This is a genomic window from Ferdinandcohnia sp. Marseille-Q9671, from assembly GCF_976954385.1.
In genome coordinates, this window is sequence record NZ_CDRJTA010000003.1 from 518175 (window position 1) to 530000 (window position 11826).

An 11826-nucleotide genomic window follows, 5' to 3' on the forward strand; every position below is an offset into this window, starting at 1 on the left:
TGATTTTAGATTTTTCTTTCTATATAATGAAGTTGTATTAGTAATGATAATCGTTTTCAATTGTCTTACTGAAATAAACAGGTTATGAGGATTACAAATGAGACTTTGGATGTTAATAATCGCAAGCATAATACTCTCCTTCATCTCGTTATTTATTGGTGCTATTGATATCAAACCATTAGATTTACTCGATTGGGAATCAGATGAGACTCAGATTTTCCTTATAAGTCGGGTTCCGCGTCTTATCGCGATTATATTGGCGGGCGCAGGAATGAGTATTGCAGGATTAATTATGCAAAGCCTAAGTCGAAATAAGTTTGTTTCGCCAACAACAGCTGGAACGTTGGATGCAGCAAAACTAGGGATATTAATCTCCATGCTGTTTTTTACTAACGTGACGTATACACAACAAATTATTTTCAGCTTTGCTTTTGCTTTAGTAGGAACGCTTGTGTTTATGCAAATATTAGATCGAATTAAATTTAAGGATGTCATCTTTGTACCATTAATTGGAATAATGTATGGGAACATCTTATCATCAATTACTACATTTCTAGGTTATGAAGCAGACCTTCTTCAAAACATTTCTTCTTGGTTGATGGGGAGCTTCACATTAGTTATATCTGGTCGCTATGAGTTGTTATATGTTAGTATTCCGGCGGTCATATTAGCCTATCTTTTTGCAAACAAGTTTACTGTCGCTGGTATGGGTGAAGATTTTGCGAAAAACTTGGGATTAAGTTATAAGTGGGTTTTAAACAGTGGTCTTATTCTTGTAGCTATCATTTCAACCACGGTGGTTTTAACCGTTGGGGTTATTCCATTTCTAGGCCTTATTGTACCAAATATTGTGTCCCTCTATTTAGGGGATAACTTACGTAAGACGATTCCCCATACTGCAGTTTTAGGGATAGTGTTTCTATTAATCTGTGATATTTTAGGAAGAATCATTATTCACCCTTATGAGATTCCGGTCAATGTAACGGTAGCAGTTATAGGCAGTGCGATCTTCTTAATTATGTTATTTAGGGGGAGAGCATATGCGAAATAGTACAAAACTAATACTACTAGCCGTTATTTCAATTATTTGTATTTTGTTATATGGATTTTATGATATAAAGGGTGGCTTTGATTATGCCTTCCCAAGACGTATGATAAAAGTTACGGCAATGGTAGTAACAGGGGTAGCAATTGCGTATTCAACAGTCGTATTCCAAACAATTACGCAAAACCGAATCTTAACACCATCTGTTATGGGTCTCGATTCGATGTATGAGGTTGTCCAAACCTTAATTTATTTCTTTGCCGGCTCAATGTCTATTTGGGTGTTAAATAAGTATTTGAACTTTGGTGCTGCCATTTTAGCAATGGTTCTATTTGCACTCATTTTATACCGTTTTCTGTTCCGATCCGACAAGCATCCAATTTATTTGCTCCTCTTGATTGGTATGATAATCGGAACACTATTAGGGAGTCTAGTTACGTTACTACAAGTTATGATAGACCCTGTTGAATACTTAAGTCTTCAAAATCGCTTATTTGCAACCTTTTCAAATGTGAAGGCTGAGCTATTATATATTTCAATAGGTATCCTATTAATCGCGTTCATATATGGGTATCTCATCATGGATAAATTAGATGTTATGTCACTGGGTCGTGAAAATGCGATGAACCTTGGTGTCAACTATGACCGTATGGTGATGAACATTTTAATTCTATCCTCTGTATTAATCGCGACATCAACAGCGTTGGTTGGTCCAATTACATTTTTTGGCCTAATCGTAGCAAACCTGGCCTATCAATTTTTGGTCACATATAAGCACTCGGTATTAATTCTTGGTGCAAGCTTAATGAGTATCATTGCATTAGTAGGTGGTCAGTTCCTCGTCGAACATATATTTGAATTACGTACAACACTAAGCGTAATTATCAACTTTATCGGCGGAATTTATTTCATTTACTTATTACTTAAAGAAAGTAGGGCAGCAGGATGATTGAAATCAAAGGATTAACAAAACGATTTGGGAAAAAGCCTGTTGTGGAAGACGTATCTATTACAATCGAGCCGGGGACAATTACATCGTTTATCGGACCGAATGGTGCAGGTAAATCTACACTTCTTTCAATGGTGAGCAGATTATTAGATTCAGATACTGGAGAAGTCTTGCTTGATAAAAACAATGTAAAGAAATGGAAGTCTTCTGATTTCGCTAAGCGAGTTTCTATTTTAAAGCAATCCAATTTCTTAAATGTAAGATTGTCGATTCGTGAGTTAGTTGCATTTGGGCGCTACCCATATTCAAAAGGACGCTTAGATGAGGAAGATGAAAAATTTGTTAACCAAGCGCTTGAATATATGAATCTAATAGATATTCAGGATAAATTTTTAGATGAGTTATCAGGTGGTCAAAGACAACGTGCTTTTATAGCGATGGTTATCGCACAGGATACGGACTATGTACTGTTGGATGAGCCTTTGAATAACTTAGACATGAAGCACTCAGTTCAAATTATGAAGATACTGCGAAAACTTGTGGATGAGCTTGGAAAAACAGTTGTCATCGTATTACACGACATTAACTTTGCTTCGGTTTATTCAGATCGAATTGTTGCATTAAAAGACGGCAAACTTGTAAAAAATGGTCCAACCAACGAGATCATCAATTCAGATGCACTACGAGAAATTTATGATATGGATATTCCAATTCAAGAACAAAACGGATGTAGGATTTGTGTCTATTTCAATTCCCATGCGTAAAAATAGGAAGACCTAGAGACAACTGCCTTTAGGTCTTCTTTTTTATAGATAAGAATAAAGGTTATTTTTCTGGATATGGTAGTACTAGAATGGGAATCATCCTGCTGTGTGTGAGTTCTCTTAATCAAGGTCTGAAGCTATGTAACCAAAATACGAAAAAATTTAAAAAATTAGTGATTTTTGTATTGACGGTGATAATGATTGAAACTATAATGAGAATAGTTATCAGTGAAAATGATTCTCATTGTTAATTAATACATATATACTATTTAAGGAGAGGAATACATATGAAAAAATGGAAAGTAGCTAGTGCATTTTTAGCATTATCCCTACTATTAGCTGCCTGTGGATCTGATGAAGAAGCAGGAAACACGAATGGGGCTAAGGAAGATAAGCCGAAAGAAACTGAAACGGTAACAGAAGGGTATCCAATGACAGTTTCACCTACGGTTGCTGCCTCTGAAAGTGAAGAAGCAGGAACAGTTAACTTTGATGATGTAACCTTTGAAAAAATGCCAGAAAAACTTGTTGTATTCGACTATGGATTCCTAGATACACTAAATGCACTTGGTGTTGAAGGAGTTGTCGGGGTACCTAAAGACACAAGCTTGCCTTCTCATCTTGAAGAATTTGCTTCAGATGAATATGTAAATATCGGAACTTTAAAAGAACCATTATTAGAGGACATTGCTGAACTTGGTCCTGACGCAATTTTTATCTCTGGTCGTCAATCAGCATATTATGAGGAATTAAAAGAAATTACTCCAAACGTCGTTTTTGTTGGAACTTCTCAGGATGACTACTGGAATACATTCTTAGCATCAGTAGATACTGCTGCTAAAATGTTTAATAAAGAAGATGAAGCAAAAGAGTACTTAACTAAATTTGATTCTGCAATAGAAGAAGTCAAAGCACTAGCTGGTAACTTTGATTCTACTTTAGTAACAATGTATAACGAAGGTAAATTATCAGGTTTTGGAACAAACTCTCGTTTTGGTTACATGTATGACGTTTATGGGTTTACGCCAGCAACAGAGGATATTGAATCTTCTTCTCACGGTTCAAACTTTGGTTTCGAAGCTGTGTTAGATATTAATCCTGAAGTATTATTAGTAATTGACCGTACAGCTGCTACTGGTGGAGAATCTAACATCAAAGCTGATATGGAAAATGAAATTATTAAGAAAACAACAGCTTATCAAAACAATCGAGTGGTTTACTTAGATGGCCCACTTTGGTATTTAAGTGGTGGCGGCTTACAATCTGAGCTTGCGAAAATTGAAGAAATCTTAGCTGAATTAAAATAAATCAAGAATGAGCTATCTAGAATATCAGTCAAGACTGATATTCTGGGTAGCTTTTTTTGTTTGGCGATACATAAGGAATGGTTGTAATAAAAGCTGAGGATAACGTCGGTTGAGCGTCCGCAAGAAGAGTCTAGAAGTACACATCTAAAGGAAAAAAGAGGAGAGCGTGTAAGGCAAGAAGAGCCTGGAGTTACACGCTTGTAGGAAAAAGGGAAGAGCGTGTAAGGCAAGAAGGGTGTAGAGGTACACGTTTGAAGGAAAATAGGAAGTATGTGTATGTCTAGGAGGGTGTAGAGGTACACGCTTGAAGGAAAAAAGGAAGAACGTGTATGTCTAGGAGGGTCTAGAGGTACACACTTGAAGGAATAAGGTAAGAGTGTGTAAGGCAAGAAGGGTGTAGAGGTACACAATTGAAAGGAAATCGGAAGAACGTGTCCTGCAAGAAGTCTAGAGTAACCCCTGAGAATATGAGTAGATAATTCTCTGCCCACGCACAAATGTAGGCCGTCACGCACGACTTCCCTCTATAAAGAACATAAACCATTTGGTATACTACTGGTAAGAAACTGGAATTGGTGGAAGGGGGGCCTTCGAATGAATCGAACCATATTAATTGTTGACGACCAACCAGAGATTGTAGAATTATTAGGTCTTTATCTAGAAAAAGAGAATTATAGGATTCTAGAAGCGTACGATGGGCAAAGTGCACTTGAAATTATTCAAAAGGAAAAGCTTGATTTAATACTAGTGGACTTAATGATGCCTTACATCAATGGATATCAACTTATCAAGAGGGTTAGACAGGACTTGCAAATTCCTATTATTATCATTTCTGCTAAGAATGATGATAATGATAAGATATTAGGTCTTGGGCTTGGTGCGGATGATTTTATTCCAAAACCATTTAACCCATTGGAAGTCATAGCAAGGGTACAGGCTCTTCTTAGGAGAAGTTATAATTATGCTCAAGCTACTGAGATTGCTGCCGATAACCGACAGATTAGGGTAGGAGAGATCGTTTTAGACGAAAGTTCCTTTTCAGCTATAAAGGGTAGTGTGATCATTTCCTTAACCAAAATCGAATACAGGATACTTGAGTTGTTAATGAACTCACCTGGTAGGGTATATACAAAACAACAAATTTTTGAAAAAGCCTGGAATGAGTATTATATGGGTGGTGAGGAAGATAACACCATTAACGTCCATATCTCAAAGCTAAGGGAAAAGCTTGAAGAAAATCCGAAGAAACCCATTTACATAAAGACAATAAGAGGTTTAGGTTATAAATTTGAAAATCAAAAATAGAAACCTATGAATCTATGAGGTAGAAATAATGAAAAAGGTAATATATTGGATTTTTCCAGAAAAAGAAGGCTTCATCCCATATTTATATATAGCAAACCTGTGTATTCCTTTTTATTTTTTAATTCAAGAATCACAAGAGAGGCTACTACTAGGCCTGCTGTTAATGAGTATATTCTTGTTTGCATATCGACAGGTTTATTGGAGTCCGAAACAGTCACTTACCCTTATTCTCATCCAATTAGCGATCATTTTATTGTTTGGTTTTGTCTATAACCCCATGTATATCTTTATGGTATTTATCATTGTTTATCAAATTGTCCGTTTGCCTATTCAGTGGATGTATGTTGTGTGTGGCCTTTTTACTGTATTTGGCCTTTTTCTAGCCTTCCAAGTGGTACTTTCCGAGGAATATTATGTGCTTATTAATTTAGGGCCACCACTATTTGGAGGAAGTATTTTGCCATTTATTATGAAGGGGTCAATCAAGTACAAAGAAATGAGTGAAAACCTAAGACGAACAGCTGAGGAGTTAGAAAGAAAAAATAATGAAATGACACGTTTGGAAGAAAGTAAAAAGCAAATGCTTGCTGATATTTCTCATGATTTAAAAACGCCGATTACCACGATTCAAGGCTACTCGAAAGCTCTATATGAAGGGCTTGTAGATGATGAAGAACAAACAAAAAAATATTTAACATACATTTATAACAAGTCGATTAGAGTAACATCTTTAATTGACGAGCTTTTCATGTTTTCGAAATTAGATAGTCCAGATTTTCCAATCAAGAAAGAGACAACGGACATTTGCGAATTTTACCGTGGTATCGTTGCAGAGCACTATGATTTATTTGAAGAGAAACATATGGTTCTTGAAGTTGACATTCCAGATTCAAAATTACTGTATTCCTTTGATCAAAAATTAGTATACAGGGCACTATCAAATCTTCTGCAGAACTCAATTAAATACAATCCGGAGAACACGGTAATTTATTTGCGACTTTGGTCAACCGAAGACACAATTATTCTTGAAGTCGGAGATAATGGAATTGGGATTAGTGAAGACATTGCAAATAGCTTATTTGATCCATTTGTTAGAGGTGACAAAAGCAGAATGAATGATTCTGGTTCAGGTCTGGGACTGGCAATTACGAAGAAAATTATTGAGTTACATAAGGGCACTATTACTGTCGATATAACTCCTAAACAAGGTAATACAAACTTTATAATTAAACTTCCTGTTAAGGAATAGCACTTGTGCTATTCCTTTTTTTGTGTGCCATCAATCTTAATATAGATATAAGACTGACTTAAGATTGAGTTAAGGTTCGCTGACTATGATAAGGATAACAAATCAAATAAATGCGGAAAGAACATACAGGGAGGAACTTATTATGAGTCAGAATGCAATAGAACTCACATATATATCAAAGAGTTATGGAGACGTAAAAGCAGTGGATGGAATTTCACTTCATGTAAAGAAAGGCGAGATACTTGGAATCATTGGGGCAAATGGAGCGGGAAAATCGACTACGTTAGAAATTATGATGGGGATTCGAAAACCTGACGAAGGGGAAGTAAAGGTACTTGGAGTGAATTTACAAAGTGGAGCAAATGAGATTAAGCAAAAAATTGGAATCCAGTTGCAGCAAACAGCCCTATATGATCGGATTAAAGTAAAAGAAGCATTAGAACTATTTTGTTCTTATTATGATAAGAAAAGAGATCTACAGGAAATTATCGATACCTTGGGGTTACGACCCTATCTCAATAAATATGTAAAAAACCTATCTGGTGGGTGGCAGCAGCGAACATCTTTGGCATTAGCTCTAGTAAATGACCCTGAGATCATTTTTCTTGATGAGCCAACAACTGGGCTAGACCCACAAGCAAGGTTTGAGCTTTGGAATTGTATGAACAAGTACCGTGACGAAGGAAAAACAATCCTTCTATCAACCCATTACATGGATGAAGCCCAAAAGCATTGTGATCGAATTGCTATTATTAAAAAGGGAAAGCTTGTTGCTTGTGATAAACCACAACACTTAATCGACGCGTATTTACATGGGGTAGGAACGATGGAAGACCTTTACTTAAAATATGCTGTTTCACTATAAGGAGGACAATAAACATGCAATCAATTATTACACATACTAAAATGGAAATGAGATTGTTTTTTCGCGAAACCTTAGCTTTACTATTTACTTTCATTGTACCAGCTGTCAGTTTTATCGTTTTTGGGTTAATGTTTGAATCTAACACATATGCAGGTTTAGACTACTTCCAGGCATATATCCCTAGTATGATTGCAATCATCATCTTTACAACGGCTTTTTTCTCAATGGGGTTGCAAATTGTGATTGACCGTGAAAAGGGAGTGTATAAACGATTAAAAGGGACCCCGATTAACCAACATGCAATATTTACAGCAACAATAGTAAAAGGTTTTATTGCCATATATGTTGGAGCACTCGAGATCTTATTGATAGCAAAGTTTGGATTTGGTGCAACATTAACTACAAATCCAATTGAGTTTTTCCTTGCGTTAACCTTATGCAGCATTACCTTTTTCTCAATCGGGTTTATTGTATCAAGTGTGACAAAGCGGATGCAGACAGCATTAGGAATAGCGATGATTTCTATGTATCCGATGATGTTTTTATCAGGTGCAACGATTCCGTTAGAAACATATCCAGAAGTACTGCAGAAGATAGCGGCAATTGTCCCCTTAACCTATGTTGTAAATGTATTAAGAGATGGCTGGAATGGTACACTTTTTACAACTGATGCGATGCTGGATATCGGAATTCTCTTTGGGATTTTGCTTATATCAACGTTTATTGGTCTTAAATATTTCAAATGGACAGAGTAAAAGAAGCCTATTTTCAAAACATAGTGTCAAACGTCTATACAATTTTATACCAGCGTACGTATGTTATAAGTGTAGGGCATACCTCCTCAGATGTTAGCGTTTTTTGTGCGAGAGTAATCTCGCACCTTTTTTTGGTCTAAACAGGAAACAAGCTTTTGAAAGCTACTTTTTCTTATCTTTTACTACCACCTTTTGTTCGGAGTTGATACTATAAGGGTAAGGAGGGTTATCTATGCGAATATTATCAACATTTATCCCACTTGAAGAAATAATGGAGAGGCTGAAAGAGGTTTTTCCGCAAGAAGAATTTATTTATTGTAAAGATATAGATGAAGCTAAACCAACGATACATAACGCGGATATTTTAGTTACTTATGGTGAGGATTTGAACGAAAGTATAATTGAAATGGCGACCAATCTAAAATGGATTATGGTGATTTCAGCTGGTTTAGAACTTATGCCATTTAATGCAATCAAGCGAAAAGGAATTCTGGTTACAAATGTTAGAGGAATTCATAAAATCCCAATGGCAGAATATACGCTTTCTATGATGCTTCATGTAACAAAAAAGAATAAAGTAATCGTTGAACAGCAAAAGAATAAAAGTTGGGACCGACTAACCAATTTCCCAGTTGGTGAGTTATACGGTAAAACGATTGGGATTTTAGGTGTTGGAGCAATCGGCGGTGAAATTGCTCGACTAGCAAAGGCGTTTCAGATGCGAGTTTTAGGGCTAAATCGTAGTGGGAAAAGCCACGAGTTTGTTGACGAGATGTACCAATTTAATGGATTGGAAATCATATGTTCAAACAGTGACTATCTCGTTTCTGTTTTACCAAGCACAAATGAGACAAAATATTTACTGGGTGCTAAGCATTTTGAATTAATGAAAGACGATGCCACTTTTATTAACATTGGACGTGGGGATTTAGTCAAGGAAGATGTATTAATGCATGCCATTCGAACAAATCAGATTTCACATGCTGTTCTAGATGTTTTTGAGGAGGAGCCATTACCAGCAGGTCATCCCTTTTGGGAATTTGAGAATGTAACTGTCACACCACATATATCAAGTAAATCTAAATACTATCAACCAAGATCGTTTGAAATCTTTGAACAAAACCTTCATATATTTAAGCAAGGTGGTAGTAATTATATAAATAAAATTGACTTGGATCGGGGGTATTAAAGTGAAAATTTATACGAAAACAGGGGATAAAGGTACAACCTCATTAGTATATGGACAGCGAGTCTCGAAAAATGATCTTCGTGTTGAGGCATATGGAACCTGTGATGAGGCCAATTCCATGATAGGGTTGGGGTTGAGTCACCTAATTGGTAACCAATTCGATGGGAAAGATGAGGTTGAACTAATTTTTAAGAAGGTTCAAACTATCCTGTTTCATGTAGGAGCAGAGTTAGCTACTCCAGCCGGAAAAGAAGTGAAATGGAAAGTGTCTGAAGCGGATATCACATTCTTAGAAGCAACGATTGACAAATGGGATGAACAGCTCCCCCCACTTACGAACTTCGTATTACCAGGAGGTAGCCAAGCGGGTGCATCCTTACATGTTGCAAGAACGATTGTAAGAAGAGCTGAAAGAAAAGCAGTTTCGATTGGAGAAAATGTGAATCCACTTGTAACTTCTTATCTTAATCGACTTTCCGATTTTCTTTTTGTTGCAGCAAGATATATCAATCATAAGCTAGGCCAAGGCGAACCAACACTGCATCAGTAACATGGTGCAAGCTAATATTCAGAAAAAGTGCGTAAACCGATGGTATTAGTCATATAGTAATGGTAGAAATGTTGACAAAACCTGTCGGAGCAAGATACACTAATTATAAAGATTATAAAGTAATAATGCTTACTAGAAAAGAGGTGCATGGCGGTGTCAGACAATCAATTGAAAGAAGCGCTTGATACGTTGAAAGAAACCGGAGTACGAATCACTCCGCAACGTCATGCGATACTAGAATATTTAATTCATTCAATGAGTCACCCGACTGCTGATGATATTTATAAAGCACTTGAAGGTAAGTTTCCAAACATGAGCGTAGCAACTGTGTACAATAATCTTCGCGTTTTTCGTGAAGTTGGCTTAGTTAAGGAGTTACCTTATGGAGATGCTTCTAGCCGTTTTGATTTTATTACAACACAGCACTATCATGTGATATGTGAACAGTGTGGCAAAATAGTAGACTTCCATTATCCTGGATTAGACGAAGTAGAGGCATTAGCTGCACATGTGACAGGCTTTAAGGTAAGTCATCATCGAATGGAAATTTATGGCTCATGCCAAGAGTGTCAAAAGAAAGTTGCACATTAAAAAAGCTGACAAGTTAACCTGTCAGCCTTTTTTTACTTTATTATATTTTTTGCTATTGTATTTCTCATCAAACTCTTTTCCATCTAACTCTGGATCAAGTGTTAATGGTTCCTTACAATACATACAAACATCTACTCGGCCTAACATTTTCGTAGGCTTTTGGCAGGATGGACAAGTTACTTGGATTGTCCGAGTGGAAAGTAATCCAATCCAGAAGTAAACAACGGTACTTGCCAAAATAAATACTAGACCTAAAAGCATAAAGATGGTCATTACCACGACATTCTCTTTAAAGAAGATCCCTCCGTACATTACAATAAATCCAGCAAAGATCAATGCAAGAGCGAAAGAACGTATTTTATTAATTTTACTAGAATATTTTACACCCATTTTTCATACAACCTCCTCCATATAATATACAATATAAATACCGAAAGATAAAAATAAAAAAAAGAATCTACATAAAATGTGAAGGTTTTTACTTTTGTACGTCGAAATATATATCCAACGATTTGATTGGAGGAAATCAAAATGGAGGATTTACTTCGACCCCTATATCAAGAAAGAGCAAGTCAACCTAACACGCTTGGCATTATCTTGATAGAAAAGGGGAAGGATGCTTTTATACATACAGATTACTTCGATATTGCGTTGCTTGTAATCGTAAAAGAAGCAGAGAAAAATGCATTTATTAAGCATTATGAATATGAGAATGGCAAAGCTACTTTGTATACAGTCCGAGAAAGCCAAGTAAGAGAATGGCTATTACTGAGTTCTAATCGAAAGATTGTAGATTGGATTATTAACGGTAAGGTCCTATTTGATCGAAATGAATATATTATTGAGTTAAAGAAGCAACTTCATGAGTTTCCTGCGGACGAAAGACAAATTAAAATGGGGATTGAGTTTACAAAGCTTATTCGACGTTATCAAGATGGAAAAGCATTTTTTAATGCAAACCATTATTTAGACGCATATAATTATGTCATTCATGCACTCCATCATCTTGGAAGGTTAGCTATTATCGAAAATGGATTCCACCCAGAGGTCACCGTCTGGAATCAGGTAAAACAAATAGACCCTCAAATATACAAACTATATATTGAACTAGTGGAAAGTGAAGAATCTCTAGAAAAGCGTTTAGAGCTTCTGTTCCTAGCAAGTGAATTTCTCATTCACTCCAGAGCGAAGTTAGGAGCTAGTCATATACTACATGTTTTATCCAAAAAAAATGAACCTTGGTCGTACGGTGAAATT

The 11826-nt window shown here is 36.2% G+C and carries 13 protein-coding genes (1 of these 13 cut by a window edge); 12 read left to right on the forward strand and 1 reads right to left on the reverse strand.

Translation table 11 applies throughout. The features are described from left to right. The first annotated feature begins 97 nt into the window (after positions 1-97). From ACWNMY_RS15125 to perR, 11 genes are all read left to right on the forward strand, one after another. A complete protein-coding gene (locus ACWNMY_RS15125; RefSeq protein ID WP_449539094.1) occupies positions 98-1051 on the forward strand; it encodes an ABC transporter permease in 954 nt (317 codons plus the stop codon). Beyond that, on the forward strand, positions 1041-1994 hold the full coding sequence (locus ACWNMY_RS15130) for an iron chelate uptake ABC transporter family permease subunit (RefSeq protein ID WP_449539095.1): 954 nt from the start codon (positions 1041-1043) through the stop codon (positions 1992-1994). The genes ACWNMY_RS15125 and ACWNMY_RS15130 overlap by 11 nt, the downstream gene beginning before the upstream one ends. Continuing rightward, entirely contained in the window at positions 1991-2758 is a 768-nt protein-coding gene (locus tag ACWNMY_RS15135; protein WP_449539096.1) for an iron ABC transporter ATP-binding protein, read from the forward strand. Before ACWNMY_RS15130 ends, ACWNMY_RS15135 begins: the two co-directional genes overlap by 4 nt. 287 nt (positions 2759-3045) lie before the next feature. Next, positions 3046-4065: a siderophore ABC transporter substrate-binding protein gene (locus ACWNMY_RS15140; protein ID WP_449539097.1), complete on the forward strand. Its 1020-nt coding sequence runs from the start codon at positions 3046-3048 to the stop codon at positions 4063-4065. Positions 4066-4659: 594 nt separating this feature from the next. Then, positions 4660-5370, forward strand: coding sequence for a response regulator transcription factor (locus tag ACWNMY_RS15145; RefSeq protein WP_449539098.1), 711 nt, complete (start codon positions 4660-4662; stop codon positions 5368-5370). Between the two features lie 28 nt (positions 5371-5398). Further along, positions 5399-6619 (forward strand): sensor histidine kinase, encoded by a 1221-nt coding sequence (locus ACWNMY_RS15150; protein ID WP_449539099.1) that lies wholly within the window; start codon positions 5399-5401, stop codon positions 6617-6619. A 142-nt stretch (positions 6620-6761) separates the two neighbouring features. Continuing rightward, positions 6762-7484 (forward strand): ABC transporter ATP-binding protein, encoded by a 723-nt coding sequence (locus ACWNMY_RS15155; RefSeq protein WP_449539100.1) that lies wholly within the window; start codon positions 6762-6764, stop codon positions 7482-7484. A 14-nt stretch (positions 7485-7498) separates the two neighbouring features. Continuing rightward, entirely contained in the window at positions 7499-8239 is a 741-nt protein-coding gene (locus ACWNMY_RS15160) for an ABC transporter permease (RefSeq protein ID WP_449539101.1), read from the forward strand. A gap of 232 nt (positions 8240-8471) precedes the next feature. Continuing rightward, positions 8472-9428 carry a D-2-hydroxyacid dehydrogenase gene (locus tag ACWNMY_RS15165; RefSeq protein WP_449539102.1) on the forward strand — a complete coding sequence of 319 codons (957 nt, stop codon included), beginning with the start codon at positions 8472-8474 and terminating at the stop codon, positions 9426-9428. A 1-nt stretch (position 9429) separates the two neighbouring features. Further along, the gene (locus ACWNMY_RS15170; RefSeq protein WP_449539103.1) at positions 9430-9978 is read left to right on the forward strand and encodes a cob(I)yrinic acid a,c-diamide adenosyltransferase; all 549 of its coding nucleotides are present in this window, start codon (positions 9430-9432) and stop codon (positions 9976-9978) included. A 147-nt stretch (positions 9979-10125) separates the two neighbouring features. Next, entirely contained in the window at positions 10126-10569 is a 444-nt protein-coding gene (gene perR / locus ACWNMY_RS15175; protein ID WP_449539104.1) for a peroxide-responsive transcriptional repressor PerR, read from the forward strand. Positions 10570-10590: 21 nt separating this feature from the next. Here perR and ACWNMY_RS15180 read toward each other — a convergent pair whose 3' ends face one another. Then, the gene (locus tag ACWNMY_RS15180) at positions 10591-10959 is read right to left on the reverse strand and encodes a YgzB family protein (protein ID WP_449539105.1); all 369 of its coding nucleotides are present in this window, start codon (positions 10957-10959) and stop codon (positions 10591-10593) included. Between the two features lie 141 nt (positions 10960-11100). Between ACWNMY_RS15180 and ACWNMY_RS15185 the strand changes: the two genes are divergently transcribed. Beyond that, positions 11101-11826: the 5' portion of a nucleotidyltransferase-like protein gene (locus ACWNMY_RS15185; protein ID WP_449539106.1), read on the forward strand. It continues 141 nt past the right edge of the window; the window shows 726 of its 867 coding nt (coding positions 1-726); its start codon is at positions 11101-11103; its stop codon lies off the right edge, out of view.